This is a genomic window from Gulosibacter molinativorax, assembly GCF_003010915.2.
In the GTDB taxonomy this organism is placed as follows: Bacteria; Actinomycetota; Actinomycetes; order Actinomycetales; family Microbacteriaceae; genus Gulosibacter; species Gulosibacter molinativorax.
In genome coordinates this window covers 1,056,023-1,077,378 of the sequence record NZ_CP028426.1, presented here as the reverse complement: position 1 = coordinate 1,077,378, position 21,356 = coordinate 1,056,023, and the positions used below count along the sequence as shown (strand labels likewise).

Genomic DNA, 21,356 nt, shown 5'->3' with positions numbered 1-21,356 from the left:
GCAGACGCCCCGAGTAGACTCGGGGCATGACGAACCAGACTGCTGCCGACGCCACGCTCGACCCCGCCCTCGAAGCCGAGGTGCGTGAGATTGCGAAACGTGCGAAGGTCGCATCCCGCGCGCTGCAGAACGCGACGAGCGGCATTAAGAATGACCTGCTGAACGCGATCGCGGATGCGCTCGTGGGAAGCGCTGAGGAGATCGTCGCGGCAAACACGCTCGACATGGAGCGCGGTCGCGAACGCGGCCTGACGCCGGGACTACTCGACCGGCTAGAGCTCACGACCGAGCGCGTCGCGAGCATCGCATCCGCACTGCGCGAGGTCGCGGGCCTGCCGGACCCGGTCGGCGAGATCGTCCGCGGTTCGACGCTCGAAAACGGCCTCAAGCTCAAGCAGGTGCGCGTGCCGATGGGCGTCGTCGGCATGATTTACGAGGCGCGGCCGAACGTCACGGTCGACGCCGCGGCGCTCGCGCTGAAGTCGGGCAACGCGGTCATCCTGCGCGGTGGCTCGGCGGCGCTCGAGTCGAACCGCAAGCTCGTGCAGATCATCGGGGACACCCTCGAGGCACAGGGGCTGCCCCGCGAGCTCGTGCAAACCGTCGACGAGTACGGGCGCGAGGGCGGCGTTGCGCTGATGCGCGCCCGCGGACTTGTGGACGTGCTCGTGCCGCGCGGTGGTGCTGCGCTCATCCAGACTGTCGTGCTCGAGTCGCTCGTGCCGGTGATTGAGACCGGCACCGGCAACGTGCACATCTACGTCGACGCCTCGGCGGATCTCGACAAGGCGCTGCCGATCGTCATGAACGCGAAGACGCAGCGCGTCGGCGTCTGCAACGCGGCCGAGACGCTGCTGGTGCACGAGGACGTCGCTGAGGAGTTCATCCCGCGCGCGTACGCCGCGCTCACCGAGGCGAGCGTGAACTTGCACGCCGATGACCGCACGCGCAACCTCGTCCCCGGCGGCGCTGGCATCGCATCCGCCACCGAGACCGACTGGGAGACGGAGTACCTCTCGCTCGACCTCGCTGTGAAGGTAGTCTCCTCGATCGACGAGGCGATTGAGCACATCCGCACCTACTCGTCGGGCCACACCGAGGTCATCCTCACCGAGTCGCTTGCCGCGAGCGAGCAGTTCGTCGACGAGATCGACGCCGCGGCAATCATGGTCAACGCGTCCTCGCGGTTCACCGACGGTGGCATGTTCGGCCTAGGAGCCGAACTCGGCATCTCGACGCAGAAACTCCACGCTCGAGGGCCGATGGGTCTCGCGGAGCTGACGACCACCAAGTGGATCGTGAACGGCCACGGTCAGGTCCGCCCGTAAACCCAGTTATCTTGGGGAATTAGCCCCAGAAAAACCATTTGCATCGTGGAATGGTGCGGCGCATCCTTGACTCAATACGAGTTACGAGGGAGTGCTCATGACCACGCAAATGGCAGCGACGCAGCTGCCCGCCCCGATCCAGCGGGCGGGACTCTGCTGGGCTGTGAAATCCACCTTCTCGACTTACGTCGAGTCAATGAGTGACGGTGAGATCACCGTGCTCGACGGCGCCGAGCGGCTGCCGGACGGTGCCTTCTTTTTCCCGCTGCAGGATGCGCACGACGGCGACGAGGGCCGCGTCGCGACGTTCGCGGGGACGGTGCAGTTCACCGGTCACCGCGGGATGCTCGCCGTCGCGATCGGCGGCATCCGGCTGATCGACGACGGCAAGCACGCGAGCCTCTCGATCGCCGATTCCCTCATGCCTGAGGGGCGGCTCACGCTCGTCGAGCTCTCGGCCCGCGAACAGTCGGGGGATGCGCTGCGCTACCCGGCGCCGCGACTCACCGAAGACGGCTCGGACCTCTTCTTCGAAAACTATCCCGCCGGCGCCGAGTTTGAACCAATCTGGTTCCTCGCCGCGAACTAACGTCACCGATTTTTGTGATCAAAGGAGATCTCATGACTACTGCAGGCCGCCCCGCACCCGTCGCTGACTGGGTGACGATCCCCGAGCTTTACGCCGACCCGTTCCCGATCTTCGAGCGCCTGCGCGCCGAGGGCGGCGTGCACTGGGTCCCGGCGATTAACCGCTACCTCGTCACCTCCTACGATGCGGTGCACGACACCGAGCTCGACCAGGAAACCTTCTCGGCAAACGAGGAGGGCTCGCTCATGATCCGGGCGATGGGGCACTCGATGCTGCGTAAGGACGACCCGGAGCACTACATCGAGCGCCGCGCGTGGCAGCCGGTGCTGCGCCCTGGCATCGTGAAGCGCACCTGGACGCCGATCTTCGAGCGCAACACCGAGCGCTACCTCGACGAGTTCATCGAAAAGGGCCCCGGCGCCGACCTCGTATGGGACTTCGCCTCCCCCCTCGTCGCCGAGAACCTGCGCGCGGTAATTGGCCTGCACAACGCGACGCCGGAGGACTTGCAGCGCTGGTCGACGACGATGATCGCCGCGACTGGTAACTACGCGGACGACCCCGTGGTGTGGGCCAAGGGCGAGGCCTCGTACAACGAGGTGGACGCGGCCCTCGACGAGATGATCGAGTGGCACCGTGAGCACCCGGACGACAGCCTGCTCTCGGCGCTGCTGCGCCTGCCCGACTACCAGATGTCGATCGAGTCGATACGCGCGAACGTGAAGATGACGATCGGCGGCGGGCTGAACGAGCCGCGCGACGCGATCGGTGTTGCGGCCTGGGGCCTGCTGCAGAATCCCGAGCAGCTCGAGTTGATCCGCGCGGGTGAGGCGACGTGGGACAACGCGTTCGACGAGGCTATCCGTTGGGTCGCGCCGATCGGAATGTACTCGCGCCAGACGAAGCGAGACGTCGTCCTGCAAGGCGTGCACCTGCCCGAGGGCGCGAAGCTCGGTATCTCGCTGCTCGCCGCAAACCGCGACGAAAACCAGTGGCAGGATCCCGCACGCTTCGACGTCACGCGCTCCGGCGAAGGCACACACCTCGCATTCGGGAAGGGCGTGCACGTGTGCCTGGGCGCCTGGGTTGCTCGCGCAGAGGTTGCCGGCACCGCGCTGCCGCGCCTGTTCGACCGGCTGCCGGATCTCCAGCTCGACCCGGCGAACCCGGCCGAGGCAAGCGGCTGGGTCTTCCGCGGCATGTCAAAGATGCCGGTGCTCTGGACTCCCGAGGAACCGCAGCACCCCGCGGCCGACGGCCCCGCGCGCATCGCGATCGTTGGCTCGGGACCGTCTGGCTGCTACACCGCTCAGGCACTGCGCCGCCAGCTGCCCGACGCCGAGATCAACGTCATCGACCGCCTCGCCACCCCGTACGGACTCGTCCGGCACGGCGTCGCGGCCGACCACCAGGGCACCAAGGATGTGGCCAGCCAGTTCGCCCGCCTGTTCGAGAAAGACGGCGTGCAGTTCCTCGGCAACATCGAGATCGGTGACGCCAAGGGCGACCACTCGGGCGACATCAGCCTCGACTCGCTTCGCGGCGCCTTCGACGCGGTCGTGCTCGCCGGCGGGCTGCACGCGGATGCGCGACTCGACGTTCCAGGGGGAGACCTGGCGGGAGTCGTCGGTGCCGGACGCATCACGCGCCTGCTGAACGCACACGTGCACGAAGACCGCGAAATCCAGAGCCTCGGCCGGAGCATCGCGCTCGTCGGCCACGGCAACGTGGCCATGGACGTGATTCGTCTAGCGACAGCCGACGCGGCCGCGCTCGAGGGCTCCGACATCGACGATGAGGCCCGCGAGGCGCTCTTCGGCGAGACCGAGGTCATCCACGCCATCGGTCGCTCGCTTCCTGCTCTCGCGAAGTTCGACCCCGTCATGCTGCGCGAAATTGCGGAGCTCGAGGGCGTGGCCCACGTCGTGCACGGCGTGAGTGAGCAGTCGCTAGCCGACACGGGCGACGTACGCTCCGAGCTCATCCTTGAACTGATTCGCCGCGACCAGCCCGCCGAGCCGCGCGTCACCGTCGAATGGTGGTTTGGCTACTCACCGGCCCGCGTCGAGGGCATGGATTCCGTGACCGGACTTGAGATCGCGCACTGCGACGGCACCTGCCGCGAGCGGGTCGTGGCAAGCAGCATCGTGACCGCCATCGGCTTCCGCGCGGCGGCGGGGCAGGAGCTCGTATCGCTCAGCGACGAGGCCCGCGAGACCGGTCGGGTCGAGCCCGGCCTCTACGTCGCCGGCTGGGCGCGACGCGGCCCCCGCGGCACGATCCCGTCGCAGCGCACCGACTCGCGCGAGCTCGCCGAGGTCATCGTGGCGGATCTCACGAACGAGGCCGACAGTAGTTCCGCACGCAAGCCCGGCCGCAAGGCGCTCGGCCACGCGCTCGCCAAGGCGACGACGTATGACGGTTGGCTGCTCATCGACGCACACGAGGCGCGCCAGGCAAAGCCGGGCCGCGTCCGCGGCAAGATCACGGATGAGCGCGAGCTTCGCCTCATCGCGGGGTCGGCGCTAAGCCTCCCGCGGGACCGGAACGCATCCGGCTCGGAAGTCGCGCAGGCTGGCGAGCAGGGCGAGCCCATCACGATCGCGTTCGGCACCGAGTCCGGCAACGCCGAACTCGTCGCGGAGGAGCTCGCGGGCCACCTCGCCAACCGTCACGACGTGCGGGTCGTCGACTTCGCATCCTTGACCCCAGACGAGCTCGAGCGCGACCGCCTCCTCATGGTCGTCTGCTCGACCTACGGCGATGGCGAACTGCCGACCACTGTGCGCCCGTTCCACGAGCAGCTCGAGACGGAGCGCCCCGACCTGACGGACCTTACGTACGCGGTGTTCGGGCTCGGCGACCGCAGCTACCACACCACGTATTCGCGCGGCAGCGAGATCCTCGACGAGGCACTCCGTACGCGCGGCGCGCAGCGCGTCGGGGAATACGGCCGCCATGACGCAGGCGGCAGCGACCTCGCCCCGGCGCTGGCCATGGGCTGGGCGGATGCGCTGCTCGCTACGCGCTCGTCGCTCGTCGGTTCCGCGTAAGCGCGATTCCGACCAGGACGACGACGAGCGGTATCGCGGTCGCGAACCAGTAGGCGGCGGGGTCCCCGTACGACTGTGCGAGGGCCCCGCCGATCGACGATCCGATCGACACGCCAACGGTCATCGCGGCCTGCAGCGAGGTCATCGCGACCGACATGCCGCCCCGCGGCGCGAGCTTCTCCGCGGCCGAGAACGCCGTCACGAGCGTGGGGCCGAGGAAGAGGCCGCTCACGAGCAGCATCACGCCGGTCAAGGCGAGATTGTCCTGGACGAGCGTGAGGAACGTGAAGACCGCCATGCCCGCGCCGCCGATCACCACGCGAACCGGCAGCCCGACCGACTCCGGAATCGCCACGGCGAGCAGCGCCATCGCGGCCGAGCCGACACCCATGAGCGCGTAGACGAGGCCCGCGGCGTCCGGGTTGCCGAACTCGGTCGCGCGCTGGGTAATCGCAGCCTGGCTCGTCCCGAAAAAGGTGCCGATCGAGGCCATGATGATGAGCGCCGGGGCGACCTTGGTGAGGGTCGTGAGGATGCTTGGGCGCGCATCCTGCCCGACCGCCGTGCCATCGACCGAGACCTGCGCGGGCACGCGCTTGGGGGAGGTCAGCGCGAAAGGGATTACCGCGAGGAGCACGACCGCCGAGGCAACGCCGAGCGGCGCGGCTGGCGCCGCTGCGGCAGCGGCAATTCCCACGAAGGCGGGCCCGAGGACGAAGACGAGCTCGTCGACGGTCGACTCGTAGGAGAAGGCGGTCGAGAGGTCGCGCGGATGCTCGGCGATCATGCTCCAGCGTGCACGCGTGAACGAGCCGATCGGGATCATCGTGGCGCCCACGAGCGCGCACAGCGCGAACAGCGCGGGACCGCCTAGCGCGGTGAGGGCCGCGAGGAACAGTCCCACGAGCGCGACTGCGTTGATGGGCGCGATGATCGAGAGCACGGGTCGCTGGCCAAAGCGATCGACCCATTGCCCGATCAGGGGCGAGAAGATCGCCGTCGCGAGCGAGACGAACCCGGTGGCGAGGCCACCGGTCGCAATCGATCCGGTCGATGCCGAGATCGCCGCCATCGTCCCGAGCGGCACCATGGCCGCAGGGATGCGCGCAAAGAGCGCGAGCAGCATCTGCGGCCATCCGGCAATCTTTGGGAGGATCTTGTATCCCGCCAACGCGCTCCAAATGGCGGAACCCATAGAGTCTCTCTTTCGTGTCTGCAGGGATCCTATGCCGTGGGCGGCAGAATCTGGCCGATCGGTTCGCGTTTCTCGGCCTGGAACTTGTCTTCGGTGCTGCCGTATGCCCAGTAGCCAGAGATCGAGACCTGGCCTCGCTCGAGTCCGCGCTCCTTGAAGAACACGTCGCGCAACTGCTTGATCGCCTCGCGTTCCCCGTGTGCGAAGACCTGCACGCGGCCGTCTCGCCACTCCAGGCCCCGCACCGCCTCGACCAGCACATCCGAGGTGCCCGGCTCTGCCTCGCCGCGGTACACCCAGCGAACCTCGACGCCGGCGGGCGTGTCGATCGGTTGCTCGTCCGCCTCGCTGCCCACCTCGATGATCGCGACGCCAGTCGCGTCTCCGGGCATCACCTCCAGGGCGGATGCGATGGCCGGCAGCGCCGATTCGTCGCCGGCCAGAAGGTGCCAGTCGACCGACGCATCCGGCGCGTAGCCACCGCCGGGGCCAGCAAACACCACTTGCTCGCCGGGTTGGACGTTCGCGGCCCAGGGTGCGGCAAGCCCCGCCTCGCCGTGAATCACGAAGTCGACGGCGATCGAGCCCTCGGCCGCGTCGACCTTCCGCACGGTGTACGTGCGCGTGACGGGGAGATCTTCGGGCGCGAGCGTCTCGCGCAGCGCGGCGACGTCGTAGGGCGGCTCGAGCCCCAGCGCCGGGTTGACGAAGTAGAGCTTGATATATGGGTCGGTGAATTCGTTGGCCTGGAACTTCGCGAAGTTCTCGCCGCCGAGGTACAAGCGCACCATGTGGGGCGTGAGCTGTTCGCGGCGGAGCACCTCGAGGATCGTCTGCGGCTTCGGCTTGCGTGCTGGTCGTTGATTCACTGGTCGTTGATTCACTGGTTTCCTCGCTTCGGGGGCAATCTCACCAGCCTACTTAGGTATGCCTAATTTCGCATACGCCGGACACTCGCCGTTGACACGCGACCACTCGGGGTGGACAATTGGTATCTCTTGACCCCGAACGGAGCCACTGCATGATCAACCCGCACTACGGCAACATTCCCCCCTCGTACCTGTTTAGCGAGGTCGCCGCGCGCGTCAGCGCGTATCAGGATGCGCATCCCGACGAGCGAGTCCTGCGACTCGGCATCGGCGACGTGACGAGGCCCCTCGCGCCCGCGGTGGTGGATGCGCTGCACGATGCAGTGGCCGAGCAGGCGAGCGGTGAGTCGTTCCGCGGATACGGTCCAGAGCAGGGATACGCGTTCTTGCGCGACGCGATCGTTGCGGGGGAGTATGCGCCGATCGGCACGGCAATCGCCGCCGACGAGATCTTCGTGGGGGACGGGTCGAAGACCGACACCGCGGGTGTGCAAGAACTCTTCGCGGCGGATGCGACGATCGCGGTGAGCGATCCGGTCTACCCGGTTTATGTCGACTCCAACGCACTGGCGGGTCGCCTCGGCGAGTTCGTCGACGGCCGCTGGGAGCAGCTTACCTACCTCGAGTGCACGGCGGAGAACGGCTACGTGCCGGCGCTGCCGGAGGCTCCGGTGGATCTCGTCTACCTCTGCTCGCCGAACAACCCGACGGGTACGTCGCTGTCGCGCGCGGACCTCGAGCGCTGGGTCGCCTGGGCCCGCGAGAACAATGCGATCATCCTGTTCGATGTCGCCTATCGCGCCTTCGTCACCGACCCGACCGTGCCCCGCTCGATCTACGAGATCGAGGGCGCCGACGAGGTCGCGATCGAGTTCGGTTCCTTCTCGAAGACGGCTGGTTTCACCGGCCTGCGCTGCTCGTGGACCGTGGTGCCGAAGGCGCTGACGCGAGACGGCGCATCCCTGCACGCGATGTGGAGCCGCCGCCACGCGACGAAGTTCAACGGCACGCCCTACATCGTGCAGCGCGGGGCCGAGGCCGTGTACAGCGAGGCGGGCCGCGAGCAGGTCCAGGCCGATATCGACTACTACCTCCGAAACGCTGGCCTCATCCGGGATGCACTGCGTGGTGCGGGCATCGACACCGTCGGCGGCGTCGACTCGCCGTACGTCTGGTTCCGCTGCCCCGCGGGCCTCGACTCGTGGGCCTTCTTTGACGTCCTGTTGAACGAGGCCCAGGTCGTCGGCACGCCCGGCGTCGGGTTCGGACCGGCGGGGGAAGACCACTTCCGCCTCAGCGCGTTCGGTACCTACGAGGACACGCTCGAGGCCGTCGCCCGAATCTCGTCGCTCGTCCCGACGCTCCACTCCACCACCCTCATCCGATCCGAAAGCTAGACGATGCCGCACACCCCACCCTCACTCGACACCCTCCGCACCATCGCCGAGCAGGTCCCCACGCCGTTCCACCTCTACGACGCCAAGGGCATCCGGAGCAACGTCCGAGAGCTTCAGGAAGCGTTCGAGTGGAACCCGGGCTTCATGGAATACTTTGCGGTCAAGGCCACGCCGAACCCGTCCATCCTGCGCCTGCTGAAGGACCTCGGCTGCGGGGTCGACTGCGCGTCCTACACCGAGCTGCTGCTCGCGCACGAGGTTGGCTTCCGAGGCGACGAGATCATGTTCTCGTCAAACGTGACGCCGGCCGAGGATTTCGAGCTCGCGCGTGAGCTCGACGTCATCATCAACCTCGACGACATCTCGCACATCGATTTCCTCGCGGAGCACGGTGGGATTCCCGAGCGAATCTCGTTGCGCTACAACCCCGGCGGCGACTTCTCGATCGGCACGAAGGTCATGGGCAACCCCGCCGAGGCGAAGTTCGGGATGACCCCGGAACAGATGCCAATCGCGGTGCGCCGACTGCAGGAACTCGGCGTGAAGCAGTTCGGGCTTCACACCTTCCTGTCCTCGAACACAACCGATAGCGACTACTACCCGACGATCGCGCGGATGCTCTTCAAGCTGGCCGTGGAATTGCACGAGACCTGCGGGGCCGAGTTTTTCCTCGTCAACCTCTCGGGCGGCATCGGCATCGGCTACGAGCCCGGCCAGCCTCGGGCGGACCTCGCTCGAATCGGGCGGGAGGTCGAGACGGCGTATAACGAGACGATCGTGCCGTCGGGACTCGGCGAGGTTGCGGTCGTCACCGAACTCGGTCGGTTTATCACCGGCCCAAACGGCTGGCTGGTGGCGACCGCGATTCACGAGAAGAACATCCACAAGCACTACATCGGCCTCGATGCCTCGGCGTCGAACCTGATGCGCCCGTCGATGTACGGCTCCTATCACCACATCACCGTGGCGGGGCGTGAGGATGCGCCGGAGACCGAGGTCTACGACGTCACCGGCGCGCTGTGCGAGAACAACGACAAGTTTGCGATCGATCGGAAGCTACCGCCGATTGAGCTCGGCGACCTCGTGGTGATTCACGACGCCGGCGCGCACGGCCACTCGATGGGCCACAACTACAACGGCAAGCTCCGCTCGGCCGAGGTGCTACTCGAAGAGGATGGCGGCTTCCAACTCATCCGCCGGGCCGAGACACCGCGCGATTATTTCGCGACGGTGGCCGGCCTCGGCGTGAGCGCGGATATCGGGGCCGAAGAACGCGACCCGTTGTACGCACGCTAGGCCGCGTGTTCATGGCCCCTCGCTTTCGTCCGTTGAAGGCGAGGGGCCATTGTTTGGTGGGGCGTGCGGGGCTTGAACCCGCGACCGACGGATTATGAGTCCGCTGCTCTAACCGGCTGAGCTAACGCCCCGGAACGAAGAAAGTCTAGCGTGAACCGAGCGAATCTGTGCACTTGGGCCAGGGCAGCCATAAATGAACACGGATCCGAAATTGTCCCGGTCCACGCGCGGCCATGCTGCCGTAACAAGGTGTTCACTTCCTTGAGTAGTCTGGCCGAGTGAAGGCATATGACTCGCTTAAAGTGACCCCTCTTCTCCCCGAGGCACTGCAGCCATTGCAGACCCTCGCCATGAACCTCCGCTGGTCGTGGCGGGATGAGGCGCACGCCCTGTTCCGCGGCATCGACCCGGCTCTCTGGTCCGCCACCGGACACAACCCCGTCACCATGATCAAGTCGCTTCGAGCCGAGAAGGTTCGCGAACTTGAGCAGGACAAGGACTTCCTGCACCGGCTGCAGCTCGAGCTCGAAGACTTCGAGTCGTATTGCGAGCAGGACCGCTGGTTCAAGAAGCAGACCTCGGGTGGCGAAGATGCGAAGACGACCGTCGCGTACTTCTCGATGGAGTTCGGCGTGCACCAGTCGCTGCCGATCTACTCGGGCGGCCTCGGTGTGCTCGCCGGCGACCACATGAAGTCGGCCTCAGACCTCGGCGTGCCGATCATCGGCGTCGGCTTGCTCTACACGTACGGCTACTTCACGCAGACCCTGTCACGCGAAGGCTGGCAGCAGGAGCACTACACCGAGCACTACCCGGAGGACCTCGCGGTGACCCCCGTCCTCGACGAACAGGGCGAGCACCTCCACGTTAGTGTGCTTTACCCCGAGCAGCGCGAGGTCAAGGTCGCCGTGTGGAAGGCAGACATCGGTCGCGTGCCGCTGCTGCTGCTCGACACGAACATCGACGCCAACCCGGACGACTTCCGCGTGATCACGGACCGCCTCTACGGCGGCGACGCTGAGCACCGCATCAAGCAGGAGCTGGTGCTAGGCGTCGCGGGCCTGCGCGCCGTGCAGCGCTTCTGCGAGATCACCGGCCGCGACGAGCCCGACGTCATCCACATGAACGAAGGCCACGCCGGCTTCGCCGGAATCGAGCGCATGGGCCAGCTCATTGTTGCGGGGGAGACCTTTGAGACCGCTCTCGCGGTGGTTCGCGCATCCACCCTCTTCACCACGCACACTCCCGTACCCGCCGGTATTGACCGCTTCGACATGCTGCTCGCGCAGCGCTACCTGCAGGCCGATGAGCAGGGTAACTCGCGCCTGGCACCCGGCGTTCCGGTCGCCCGCGCTCTCGAGCTCGGCAAGGAAGACGACCCGACTCGCTTCAATATGGCTCACCTCGGTCTGCGCCTCGCGCAGTATGCGAACGGTGTCGCGAAGTTGCACGGTGCCGTCTCGCGTTCGATGTTCAAGGATCTCTACCCGAACTTCGAGGAATCCGAGGTGCCGATCACTTCGATCACGAACGGCGTGCACATCCGCACGTGGGTTCGTGGCCCGATGAAGTCGATCACCTCGGCCATGAGCGGTAACCGCGACCTCACCACGGCGAACCACTGGAACGCCCCGGATGCAATCGGTTCCTCCGAGCTGTGGCGCGTGCGCAACGAGCTCCGCAAAGAACTCGTTACCCGCTCGCGGATGCTCTCGCTCGAGTCGTGGGAGAACCGCGGCGCGCAGGAGGCGGAGCTTGGCTGGACCAAGAACATCCTCGACGAGAATGCACTCACGATCGGCTTCGCCCGCCGCGTCTCGACGTACAAGCGCCTCACGCTGATGCTGCAGAACCCGGAGCGACTGCGCCGCATCCTGACGAACCCGGAGCGCCCCGTGCAGTTCGTCATTGCGGGTAAGGCTCACCCCGCCGACATGGGCGGCAAGCAGCTCCTCCAGGAGCTCGTGCGCTATGCCGACGAGGCTGGCGTCCGCGACCGCATCATCTTCATCCCCGACTACAACATCTCCATGGCGAAGTTCCTCGTCGCTGGTTCGGATGTGTGGCTCAACAACCCGATCCGCCCCCAGGAGGCGTCGGGTACGTCTGGCATGAAGGCCGTGATGAACGGCTGCCTGACCCTGTCGATCTCCGACGGCTGGTGGGACGAGTTCCGCGACGACGAAGCGGGCTGGACCATCCCGAGCGCGGTGCACGCGGACGCAAGCCTGCGCGACAAGTGGGAGTCGCAGGCGCTGTACGACATCCTCGAGAACGAGGTCGTGCCGATGTTCTACGACCGCGACGAGCAGGGCGTGCCCCAGGCGTGGGTCGAGAAGATTCGCTACTCGATGTCGGTCGTCGCCCCGCAGGTCGCCGCCGAGCGCATGGTTCGCGACTACGTGACCGAGCTGTACCTGCCGGCTGGCCGCAGCTCCCGATACGCCAACAACCTCGAGCACGCTCGCGAGTTCGCGCAGTGGCAGGGCAAGGTCAAGGATGCGTGGGGCAACGTCGAGATCACTGGCATTCAGAATGTCACGGGCGAGGCCCAGGCCGGCGGTCACGCGCAGCTCGAGGCAACCGTCGAACTCGGTTCGCTTTCTCCCGAAGACGTCAAGGTGGAAGCGGTTGTTGGCCGCACCGACGAGTATGGCGAATTCATTAAGCCGCGCAAGGTCGAAATGCAGCCGGATGTAGAAACCGGCAAGTTCGTTATGGATATTCCGGTGAGCGTTCCCGGAACGCTCGGATACACGGTCCGGGTGATCCCTGACCACAAGCTGCTGCGTTCGCCGGCGGAGCTTGGCCTCGTGCGCTTCCCGAACTAGCGGTCGCACAGCCCTAGCAGGCCGGGCCCGTACCTCAGTAATCGCTGAGGACGGGCCCGGTTTGTATTTCCCGCCGAAACAAAGAGCCAGATAAGAGGCAATTACCAACACGCCGAATTGCTAAATCACATGCTTGTTATTAGGCACTAATGTCAGGCATAATTCCTGTGACAACGAGTCAATCGTCGAACTAAATAATCGACGGTGTCGCCGTAAGGCCTCAGTCACACGTATGGACGTAGGGGAAGACGTACCACCCGTGAAACTGGAGGAGAAATGGCAGCACCACAAACCCAGGGTGTCCTTTACGTGCACTCTGCACCACGCGCACTATGCCAGCATGTCGAATGGGGGCTAGGACGCGCACTTGGAGAGCCCGCATCACTGCCGTGGATACCGCAGCCGGTGATTCCGGGTTCCGTTCGCGCGGAATACACCTGGCACGGGACAGCGGGCACCGGCGCGGCGATTGCGTCGCAGCTGCGCGGCTGGGAACACCTGCGCTTCGAGGTGAGCGAGGACCCAAGCGCGGGCGTGGATGGTGGCCGCTGGCTGCATACCCCGGGCCTCGGCATCTTCTACGCCCAGACTGACATGTCGGGCAACGTCGTCATCCCCGAGGAACGCCTCCGCTACGCAATGGAGATCAGCGGGGGCAACGCCACCGAGCTGCACCGGGAGCTTTCGCTTGCCCTCGGGCAGGCCTGGGATGACGAGCTCGAGCCTTTCCGCACCGCGGGCGACGAAAGCCCGGTGGTGTGGATGCACCGGGTTGGCTAGGCGTCGGGTCGCCTAAGCCACACCCGTCAGCTCCTCGACGGTACGCACGAAGAAGCGGGTCGCGCATCCTGTTGGATGCCCGACCCGCTTCTTGACGTCTCGGAGGCTATTACCTCTGGGAGGCTACCCGCGCCTAGTAGGCCCGGATGCCAAGGACGGCGTTGTGACCGCCGAAGCCGAAGGACGTGGAGATCGCCATGTCGCCGGGCTTGACGTCGATCTTCCGGGGCTCCGTCACGACGTCGAGGCCGATTTCCGGATCCTGCTCTTCGAGGTTGATCGTCGGAGGGAGCGTTCCCTCGTGCAATGCGAGCACGGTGAACATCGCTTCCATGGCGCCAGCGCCGCCGAGCAGGTGACCGATTGATCCCTTCGTGGCGGACACCGGAATCGAGTCGACGTGCGCACCGAATACCCGCGTGAACGCGTTGTACTCCGCGATGTCACCGACAGGAGTGGACGTGGCGTGGGCGTTAATGTGCACGACGTCTTCGGGCTGAGCACCCGCAACATCGAGGCAGGCCTGCACCGCGCGGGATGCCCCAGCGCCCTCGGGCTCGGGAGCGGTGATGTGGTACGCATCCGCGGTCACGCCGCCGCCGGCGATCTCGGCGTAGATGCGTGCACCGCGGGCCAGTGCGTGCTCCTCGGTCTCGAGGACGAGCGCGGCCGCGCCTTCACCCAACACGAAGCCGTCGCGGTTGACATCGTACGGTCGCGAGGCGTGAGCCGGGTCGTCGTTGCGCTTCGAGAGCGCCTGCATCGCGGCGAATGCGGCGATGGGCAGCGGGTGCACCGCGGCCTCGGAACCACCGGCGATGACGACGTCGACATTGCCTGACTGCAAATGCTGGTAGGCGTTAAAGATGGACTCGGTGCTCGAGGCACACGCCGAGACGACGGTGTGGATGCCGGCGCGGGCACCGAGTTCCATGCCAATCGCGGCGCCAGGTCCATTCGGCATGAGCATTGGCACCGTGAGCGGCATGACGCGGCGGGCGCCGCGCTCGCGCAGCGTGTCCCATGCATCCAGAAGCGTCCAGATGCCACCAATACCGGTGGCCCAGTCCACGAGCAACCGCTCGGGGTCCACGTCATCCGAGGTGAGCCCGGCGTCGGCGAATGCCTCGCGGGCCGAGATGAGCGCGTACTGGCTCGAGGGGTCCAGCCTCTTCGCGACTACTCGCTCGAGGTGGTCGGACACAGGTTCCTTCACCGTGGCGGCAAAGGTTACGGGGAGGTCGAGCTCGTACTTGTTGAGACTCGCGTCCAATGTACGGGCGCCTGACTCGCCTCGGAGGAGGGCTTCCCACGTCCCGCGTGCGGTTGGCGCGAGGGGTGAGAACGCACCGAGACCCGTAACTACGATCTTTTTGGTCATTAACAGATCTATTCCTTAGGGGTGATGACAAAACGGGTGTCGGACAGCTCATTGCGGGCCGCCCGACACCCGCAAAGGCTAGGCGTCCTGCGCGTTCGCGATGTAGTCCACCGCGTCCTGAACGGTCTTGAGGTTTTCGACCTCGGCGTCCGGAATCTGCACGTCGAACTTCTCTTCTGCGTTCACGACGATGGTCATCATCGAGATCGAGTCAATGTCGAGGTCGTCCGTGAAGGACTTGTCGCCGGTCACCGTGTCGCTGGCGATACCGGTCTCCTCGTTTACGAGCTCGGCGAGGCCTGCGAGAATCTCGTCCTTTGAAAGTGCCATTTTGGGGTTTCTCCTTTTGGTTGAGTCAATGACCGAAAGTAATTGTATTGCCGGTCGGGGAACTTCTGGGCAGCGACCGCGCGCAACGAACAAGATGCGAGCGCGATTCCGCCAGATTAGGACGGTTAGGGGAGCCGCACGACCTGTGCCGCGTAGGCGAGGCCGGCACCGAAACCGATTTGTAGGGCGAGGCCGCCAGAAAGCTCGGGGTGCTCCTTCAGCAAGCGGTGCGTCGCGAGCGGAATGGATGCGGACGACGTGTTTCCCGTGTCGGCAATGTCACGCGCGATGACGACGCTCTCCGGCAGCTCGAGCTGGTTGGCGAACTCGTCGATGATGCGCATGTTTGCCTGGTGGGGGATGAAGGCCGCCAGATCGGATGCCTTGATACCGGCCTTGTCAAGCACCTCGCGGGCAGCCTTTGCCATTTCCCACACGGCCCAGCGGAAGACCGCGCGACCGTCCTGGCGCAGCGTGGGCCACTCGACCTCACCGCGGCGGAACTCCTGCAGCTCATGGTTCATCGCCACGGCGTCCCACTTCGATCCGTCCGAGCCGATCACCGACTCCGAGATGCCAGGCTCGTCGGCGGGACCAACGACTGCCGCGCCCGCTCCATCGCCAAGGAGGAAGGAAATCGAGCGGTCGGTGGGGTCGACCACGTCGGACAGCTTCTCGGTGCCGATCACGAGGACGTACTCGGCCACGCCGGCGCGGATGAGCGCATCCGCCTGGGTGATCGCGTAACAGTACCCGGCGCATCCGGCCGAGAGGTCGTATGCCGGCACGTGCCCGGCACCGATCCCGTCGCTAATTCGCGTCGCAGCGGCGGGCGTCTGGACGACGTTCGTGATGGTCGCGACGAGCACGGCGCCGATCTGCGAGGGCTCGATGCCGGAGGCCTCGATCGCTTCCTTACCTGCGGCGATGCCCATGTCAATGACGTTGGTGTCCTGATCGGCCCGCGCACGCGTGATGATGCCGGTGCGCTGCCGAATCCACTCATCCGAGGAATCGATCGGGCCAGCAAGCTCGTCATTCGTGACTAGGTTCTGACCGCGGAATGCGCCGTAACCGTAGATTCGCGTGAACTTGGTGCCCTCGGCCTGTCGGAGCACGGCGGTTTCGCTCATAGTGATTGGGAATCCTTTCGAAGGAGCGTCAGATTAGGCGCCGGGAAACAGTTCAGAGGCGGCGTCAATGTCGGCGGGCACGTTCAGCGCCGCGGACGGGACGCCCTTCATGCCGCGCTTCGCCAGCCCGACCAGGGTGCCAGCGGGTGCGGCCTCGATGAGCGCGGTGTAGCCGGCTTCGACGAACGCGGTCATGCAGAGGTCCCAGTGGACCGGTCGGTTGACCTGTTCGACGAGGTAGCGCCGGTAGGTTGCGCCGTCGCTTACGACACTGCCATCGCGGTTCGTGTGGATCGGTCGGATCGGCTTGGAAATCGCGAATTCTTCTTCGATCGCGGCGAGGGAGGCCTGCGCATCCGCCATCCAGCGGGTGTGGAAGGCGCCCGCAACCTTGAGCGGGATCACACGAGCGCCGGCGGGCGGGTCCAGACGGAGCGCGTCAAGCTGCGTCGGTTCGCCGGCTGCGACGATCTGGCCAGCGCCGTTGAAGTTCGCGGGGGAGAGATCGAGGTTCGTGAGGTGCTGGATGACGTCGCCCTCGCTGCCACCGATGACCGCAGACATGCCCGTCGTGACTGCCGCGGCATCCTTCGCCATGAGCCCCGAGCGCTTGACCACGAAGCGCATCGCGGTCGCCGCGTCGAATATGCCTGCGGCGTAGGCGGCAGCGATTTCACCAACCGAGTGTCCCGCAACGGCGACGCCGTCGAGGCGATTTCCGAGGCGGGCGACCAGCGCATCCCACGTGAGAATGCCGGCGGCGACGATCAGCGGCTGGGCGACTGCGGTGTCCCGGATCGTGTCTGCGTCAGACTGCGTGCCGTGTGCGACGAGGTCGATCCCGGAGGACTCCGAGAGCTGCTCGAGGGTGGTTCGGCTGGCCTGGTCTTCGAGCCACGGGGCAAGGAACCCGGGCTTCTGGGACCCCTGACCGGGGAAAGTCACGACAGTCATAAGCTCCATCTTCTCAGGCTCGCGGGCCTTGTCTTGAGGGGAAACACATAGAAATACGCAAAATCCTTGTAGGAGTGCGTTAGGGACGACGTCGAGGCGACTTTACCTGACGGCGTGGTTCTTGGGTCTGACCCTCGGCGATGCGGCCCAAAATGAGGGCGCACTGGAGGACGAGAGATTCGCGAGCTCCGGTCGCATCCCAGCCAATAATCTCGGTGATGCGCTTGAGGCGATATCGCACCGTATTGGGGTGGACGAACAGCTCGCGGGCGGTCGCCTCGAGCGACCGGCCGTTGTCAAGGTAGCACCACAGCGTCGTGAGCAGGTCCGACTGGTGGTCGGCCAGGGGAGTGTAGACGCGCTGCACGAGCGTCTTGCGCGCGAGCGGGTCGCCAGCGAGAGCTCGCTCCGGCAGAAGGTCATCGGCAAGGATGGGCCGCTCAAGTCGGCGATAGGCACCTGCGACCGAGAAACCGACGAGCGCGGCACGGGCGCTGCGCGATGCTTCGACGACCGAGGGGACTTCGGGCCCGAGGACCAAGCGTCCGGGGCCGAACCCCGACTCGAGCGACTGCGCGATTTCGAGGAACGTGGGTGGTTCTTCTTCTAGGTCGGGCTTTTGTTTGGCCCGGCCGATCACGAGCACGAGGCGATTGCCCTGCACCCCGACGAGGAGGTCGGCCTGCTTGTGGCGCGCGGTGCGGCGCAGCTGATCGACCTCAACCACCTTGGGCGTGAGTCCAACCAACACCGCCGTCTCACCGTGGCCGCTCCAACCGAGGGCCGCGATGCGGCTCGGAAGCTCGGTGTCGTTCTCACCCGTCAGGATCGAATCGACGACGAGCGCCTCGAGCCGCGCATCCCACAGCCCCCGCTGCTCGGCCGCGCGCGCGTACACATCGGCGGCGGCGAAAGCGACGTCGCGCGAATAGCGCAGCACGCCCTCTCGAATTTCGGCGGGAGCGGATGCGGTCCGCTCCTCGAAGACGTCGACGACCACATGGACGAGCTGCAGTGTCTGCTGCAAGCTCACGGACCGCAGCAGCTCCCTGGGGGCGGAGTCGAAAACGTCCTTCGCCGTCCAGGGAGCGAGCGTGCTGTCCTCAAAGGAATTCACGAACGCCGAGATGCCCGACTGCGCTACGAGCGCCACAGCCGATCGCCGACCCGGTGGCATGTCTGCAAACCAAGGCAAGGTCTGTTCCATCCGCTTCAGAACGGTGGTCGAAAGATCACCGGTAATGCTGCGAAGCCAAGCCACTGCGCGTTGACGATCGGTTGTGTCGCTCATAAATGGGAACGGCGGAGCCGTGCCTTTCTCGGTCGGATTCGTGAATGGTTCTCGGGCTAGGCGTCGCCGCCTGCGTTGCCCGAGATGCCGGCGCTAGCGGTGTGCAGGTCGTACTTGTCTATCGCCTGCTGCACTACCGAGCGGTCAATCTCACCACGGCGAGCGAGCTCGTAAAGCGCACGAACCACGATCGAGTGTGCGTCGATCTTGTAGTAGCGACGTGCCGCCGCGCGAGTGTCCGAGATGCCGAAGTCGTCGGCGCCGAGGGTGACGTAGTCACCCGGTACCCACTTGCGTATCATGTCGGGCAGCGAGTGGTTGTAGTCACTCACACCAAGGAACACACCCTTTGAAGCCGAGAGCTTGTTCGACAGGTACGGCGTGACCTCTGCCTCGTTCGGCTTGGTCCAGTTGTGCTCCTCGGCAGCGAGCGCGTCGCGACGAAGCTCCGCCCAGCTCGTGACCGACCAGACGTGCGCCGAGACGCCCCACTCGTCGCGGAGGATTTCCTGCGCGTGGAGTGCCCACGGCACTGCGACACCGGATGCGAGCAGCTGGACTTCCGGTCCAGTGGTGAGCTCAGGCGCGCGGAGGTAGTAGAGACCCTTGAGAATGCCTTCCGCATCCACGTTCTCTGGCTCGGCCGGCTGTACGTACGGTTCGTTGTACATCGTGATGTAGTACATGACGTTCGGGTCCGGGTGGTTCCCGCCGTACATCTGCTCGATACCGGCCTTCACGATGTGCGCGATCTCGTACACGTACGCTGGGTCGTAGGCACGAATCGCCGGATTCGTCCACGCGATGAGGTGCGAGTGACCGTCCATGTGCTGGAGGCCCTCACCGGTCAGCGTGGTGCGACCCGCCGTTGCGCCGATGATGAAGCCTCGGGTCAGCTGGTCGGCCGCGGCCCAGAAGCCGTCGCCGGTGCGCTGGAAGCCGAACATCGAGTAGAACATGTAGAACGGCACCATCATCTCGCCGTGCGACGAGTAGGCGGTACCGAGGCCGGTGAACGCCGAGACGGCGCCGCCCTCGTTGATGCCAACGTGCATGAGCTGGCCTTGGGGTGACTCGCGGTACGCGAGCAGCAGCTCACGGTCGACGGCCATGTAGTGCTGGCCGTGCGGGTTGTAAATCTTCGCCGTCGGGAAGAATGCGTCGAGACCGAAGGTGCGAGCCTCGTCCGGGATAACCGGGACGACGCGGCGACCGAACTCGCCGCTGCGCATCAGGTCCTTGAGGAGGCGGACGAAGCCCATCGTGGTCGCGATTTCCTGCGTACCCGAGCCCTTCTTCACCTGGGCGTAAGCCTTGTCCTCGGGCAGCTCGATCTGCGTGTACTTCGAGCGACGCTCGGGTACCGCGCCGCCGAGCTCACGACGACGCTCGAGCATGTACTGCAGCGCCTCGTTGTTCTCGTCCGGGCGGTAGAACGGGATGTCGTAGAGGTCCCGCTCGAGGTCCTTGTCTGCGATCGGAATCTGCAGGTTGTCGCGGAACGTCTTGAGGTCCTCGAGCGTGAGCTTCTTCATCTGGTGGGTCGCGTTGCGGCCCTCGAAGTGCGTACCGAGGCCGTAACCCTTGACCGTGTGCGCGAGGATGACGGTCGGCTGGCCCTTGTGCTCGGTCGCGGCCTTGTATGCGGCATACATCTTGCGGTAGTCGTGGCCACCGCGCTTGAGGCCCCAGATCTGGTCGTCGGTGTAGTCCTCGACAAGCTTGAGCGTCTCCGGGTTGCGGCCGAAGAAGTTGTCGCGCACGAACTTGCCCGACTCGGCCTTGTACGTCTGGTAGTCGCCGTCGGGCGTCTCGTTCATGAGCTTGACGAGCTCGTTGTGCTCGTCACGCGCGAGCAGCTCATCCCACTCACGGCCCCAGACGACCTTGATGACGTGCCAGCCGGCGCCGCGGAAGAAGGACTCGAGTTCCTGGATGATCTTGCCGTTACCGCGAACCGGGCCGTCGAGGCGCTGCAGGTTACAGTTCACGACGAAGGTGAGGTTGTCGAGGTTGTTGTTTGCCGCAAACTGCAGCTGACCGCGCGACTCCGGCTCATCCATCTCGCCGTCACCGAGGAACGCCCACACGTGCGAGCCCGAAACATCCTTGATGCCGCGGTTCGTGAGGTACTTGTTCGTCTGGGCCTGCCAGATCGCGTTCATCGGGCCGAGACCCATCGACACGGTCGGGAACTGCCAGAAGTCCTGCATCAGGCGCGGGTGCGGGTAAGACGAAAGGCCGATGGGTGCCTTCGACGCTTCCTGGCGGAACGCGTTGAGGTTGTCCTCGGTGAGGCGACCCTCAAGGTAGGCGCGGGCGTAGTTACCGGGCGAGGCGTGGCCCTGGAAGTAGACCTGGTCTGGCCCATCTGGGTGGTCGTAACCCTTGAAGAAGTGGTTGAGGCCAACCTCGTAGAGGGTCGACTGTGCCGCGTACGAAGAAATGTGGCCACCGACCGCGATATCGGCGTCCTGCGAGTTCTGCACCGTCATGGCCGCGTTCCAGCGGATCCAACGGCGGTAGGTGCGTTCGATCTTCTCGACGCCGGGGAACTCGGGCTCCTCGTCGGCAGAAATGGAGTTGACGTAGTCCGTGACCGGGATCATCGGTACGCCCAAGTGTTGTTCGCGCGAGCGCTCAAGCAGCGAAAGCATGATTTCGCGGGCTCGAGTGGTGCCTCGCTCAGCGACTACGGCGTCGAGGGATGCTTTCCATTCCGCAGTCTCTTGCGGGTCGGTGTCGACATGGTCCTCGGAATAGGGATCCTGGATGTTGACCGCCATGTTGACCTCTTTCTTGTTCTAGAGCGCAGGGGCAATGCCGCGCACGGGTTTCGAACGCAAGCACAACCCCCAGCCTAGTCACTTCAGACCGAAAGGTTGCTCAGGCCGCGAGGTCTGAAAATCTCTCCCCTTTCCCGCCAGAT

15 protein-coding genes and 1 tRNA gene are annotated in these 21,356 nt (G+C 65.5%); 7 read left to right on the top strand and 9 right to left on the bottom strand.

Going from position 1 to position 21,356, the window contains the following annotated elements; all coding sequences use genetic code 11:
• Positions 1 to 26 precede the first annotated feature (26 nt).
• The 3 genes from GMOLON4_RS05130 to GMOLON4_RS05120 all read left to right on the top strand — a co-directional run bounded on the left by GMOLON4_RS05130 (position 27) and on the right by GMOLON4_RS05120 (position 4,970).
• Positions 27 to 1,328 (top strand): glutamate-5-semialdehyde dehydrogenase, encoded by a 1,302-nt coding sequence (locus GMOLON4_RS05130; RefSeq protein WP_026935669.1) that lies wholly within the window; start codon positions 27 to 29, stop codon positions 1,326 to 1,328.
• 97 nt (positions 1,329 to 1,425) lie between these two features.
• On the top strand, positions 1,426 to 1,917 hold the full coding sequence (locus tag GMOLON4_RS05125) for an HtaA domain-containing protein (RefSeq protein WP_026935670.1): 492 nt from the start codon (positions 1,426 to 1,428) through the stop codon (positions 1,915 to 1,917).
• A 32-nt stretch (positions 1,918 to 1,949) separates the two neighbouring features.
• Positions 1,950 to 4,970 carry a cytochrome P450 gene (locus GMOLON4_RS05120; protein WP_035731306.1) on the top strand — a complete coding sequence of 1,007 codons (3,021 nt, stop codon included), beginning with the start codon at positions 1,950 to 1,952 and terminating at the stop codon, positions 4,968 to 4,970.
• Here GMOLON4_RS05120 and GMOLON4_RS05115 read toward each other — a convergent pair.
• Both GMOLON4_RS05115 and GMOLON4_RS05110 read right to left on the bottom strand, forming a co-directional pair.
• Positions 4,939 to 6,165 carry an MFS transporter gene (locus GMOLON4_RS05115; RefSeq protein ID WP_026935671.1) on the bottom strand — a complete coding sequence of 409 codons (1,227 nt, stop codon included), beginning with the start codon at positions 6,163 to 6,165 and terminating at the stop codon, positions 4,939 to 4,941. The genes GMOLON4_RS05120 and GMOLON4_RS05115 overlap by 32 nt on opposite strands.
• Before the next feature lie 29 nt (positions 6,166 to 6,194).
• Entirely contained in the window at positions 6,195 to 7,049 is an 855-nt protein-coding gene (locus tag GMOLON4_RS05110) for a siderophore-interacting protein (RefSeq protein WP_265576774.1), read from the bottom strand.
• Between the two features lie 137 nt (positions 7,050 to 7,186).
• Between GMOLON4_RS05110 and GMOLON4_RS05105 the strand changes: the two genes are divergently transcribed.
• Together GMOLON4_RS05105 and GMOLON4_RS05100 are read left to right on the top strand one after the other, a co-directional pair.
• Complete coding sequence (locus tag GMOLON4_RS05105; protein WP_026935673.1) at positions 7,187 to 8,431, top strand: LL-diaminopimelate aminotransferase; 1,245 nt, start codon at positions 7,187 to 7,189, stop codon at positions 8,429 to 8,431.
• 3 nt (positions 8,432 to 8,434) lie between these two features.
• Positions 8,435 to 9,727, top strand: a complete 1,293-nt coding sequence (locus GMOLON4_RS05100; RefSeq protein ID WP_051265861.1) for a diaminopimelate decarboxylase — start codon at positions 8,435 to 8,437, stop codon at positions 9,725 to 9,727.
• Between the two features lie 54 nt (positions 9,728 to 9,781).
• On the opposite strand, the gene GMOLON4_RS05095 is transcribed toward GMOLON4_RS05100, so the two are convergent.
• Positions 9,782 to 9,858, bottom strand: a tRNA-Ile gene (locus GMOLON4_RS05095).
• 147 nt (positions 9,859 to 10,005) lie between these two features.
• Between GMOLON4_RS05095 and glgP the strand changes: the two genes are divergently transcribed.
• Together glgP and GMOLON4_RS05085 are read left to right on the top strand one after the other, a co-directional pair.
• On the top strand, positions 10,006 to 12,558 hold the full coding sequence (glgP, locus tag GMOLON4_RS05090) for an alpha-glucan family phosphorylase (protein WP_051265864.1): 2,553 nt from the start codon (positions 10,006 to 10,008) through the stop codon (positions 12,556 to 12,558).
• 276 nt (positions 12,559 to 12,834) lie between these two features.
• Positions 12,835 to 13,338, top strand: a complete 504-nt coding sequence (locus tag GMOLON4_RS05085; RefSeq protein ID WP_026935675.1) for a DUF3145 domain-containing protein — start codon at positions 12,835 to 12,837, stop codon at positions 13,336 to 13,338.
• 133 nt (positions 13,339 to 13,471) lie between these two features.
• Here the strand turns inward: GMOLON4_RS05085 and GMOLON4_RS05080 are convergent, their stop codons facing one another.
• The 6 genes from GMOLON4_RS05080 to aceE form a co-directional block, all read right to left on the bottom strand.
• Positions 13,472 to 14,719: a beta-ketoacyl-[acyl-carrier-protein] synthase family protein gene (locus tag GMOLON4_RS05080; protein WP_026935676.1), complete on the bottom strand. Its 1,248-nt coding sequence runs from the start codon at positions 14,717 to 14,719 to the stop codon at positions 13,472 to 13,474.
• 78 nt (positions 14,720 to 14,797) lie between these two features.
• Positions 14,798 to 15,049 (bottom strand): acyl carrier protein, encoded by a 252-nt coding sequence (locus tag GMOLON4_RS05075; protein WP_026935677.1) that lies wholly within the window; start codon positions 15,047 to 15,049, stop codon positions 14,798 to 14,800.
• 125 nt (positions 15,050 to 15,174) lie between these two features.
• Positions 15,175 to 16,182, bottom strand: a complete 1,008-nt coding sequence (locus tag GMOLON4_RS05070) for a beta-ketoacyl-ACP synthase III (RefSeq protein ID WP_035731309.1) — start codon at positions 16,180 to 16,182, stop codon at positions 15,175 to 15,177.
• A gap of 33 nt (positions 16,183 to 16,215) precedes the next feature.
• Positions 16,216 to 17,136 (bottom strand): ACP S-malonyltransferase, encoded by a 921-nt coding sequence (locus tag GMOLON4_RS05065; protein ID WP_026935679.1) that lies wholly within the window; start codon positions 17,134 to 17,136, stop codon positions 16,216 to 16,218.
• Positions 17,137 to 17,215: 79 nt separating this feature from the next.
• On the bottom strand, positions 17,216 to 18,427 hold the full coding sequence (locus GMOLON4_RS05060; protein ID WP_026935680.1) for a PucR family transcriptional regulator: 1,212 nt from the start codon (positions 18,425 to 18,427) through the stop codon (positions 17,216 to 17,218).
• A 56-nt stretch (positions 18,428 to 18,483) separates the two neighbouring features.
• Positions 18,484 to 21,213 (bottom strand): pyruvate dehydrogenase (acetyl-transferring), homodimeric type, encoded by a 2,730-nt coding sequence (gene aceE / locus GMOLON4_RS05055; RefSeq protein WP_026935681.1) that lies wholly within the window; start codon positions 21,211 to 21,213, stop codon positions 18,484 to 18,486.
• Positions 21,214 to 21,356 lie beyond the last annotated feature (143 nt).

Coding starts and splice junctions, on each gene's coding strand:
- GMOLON4_RS05120 (WP_035731306.1), top strand. CDS start 1,950: ATGACTACTGCAGGCCGCCCCGCACCCGTCGCTGACTGGGTGACGATC.
- GMOLON4_RS05100 (WP_051265861.1), top strand. CDS start 8,435: ATGCCGCACACCCCACCCTCACTCGACACCCTCCGCACCATCGCCGAG.
- GMOLON4_RS05115 (WP_026935671.1), bottom strand. CDS start 6,165: ATGGGTTCCGCCATTTGGAGCGCGTTGGCGGGATACAAGATCCTCCCA.
- aceE (WP_026935681.1), bottom strand. CDS start 21,213: ATGGCGGTCAACATCCAGGATCCCTATTCCGAGGACCATGTCGACACC.
- GMOLON4_RS05080 (WP_026935676.1), bottom strand. CDS start 14,719: ATGACCAAAAAGATCGTAGTTACGGGTCTCGGTGCGTTCTCACCCCTC.
- GMOLON4_RS05065 (WP_026935679.1), bottom strand. CDS start 17,136: ATGACTGTCGTGACTTTCCCCGGTCAGGGGTCCCAGAAGCCCGGGTTC.
- GMOLON4_RS05125 (WP_026935670.1), top strand. CDS start 1,426: ATGACCACGCAAATGGCAGCGACGCAGCTGCCCGCCCCGATCCAGCGG.
- GMOLON4_RS05130 (WP_026935669.1), top strand. CDS start 27: ATGACGAACCAGACTGCTGCCGACGCCACGCTCGACCCCGCCCTCGAA.
- GMOLON4_RS05085 (WP_026935675.1), top strand. CDS start 12,835: ATGGCAGCACCACAAACCCAGGGTGTCCTTTACGTGCACTCTGCACCA.
- GMOLON4_RS05070 (WP_035731309.1), bottom strand. CDS start 16,182: ATGAGCGAAACCGCCGTGCTCCGACAGGCCGAGGGCACCAAGTTCACG.
- GMOLON4_RS05075 (WP_026935677.1), bottom strand. CDS start 15,049: ATGGCACTTTCAAAGGACGAGATTCTCGCAGGCCTCGCCGAGCTCGTA.
- GMOLON4_RS05105 (WP_026935673.1), top strand. CDS start 7,187: ATGATCAACCCGCACTACGGCAACATTCCCCCCTCGTACCTGTTTAGC.
- GMOLON4_RS05060 (WP_026935680.1), bottom strand. CDS start 18,427: ATGAGCGACACAACCGATCGTCAACGCGCAGTGGCTTGGCTTCGCAGC.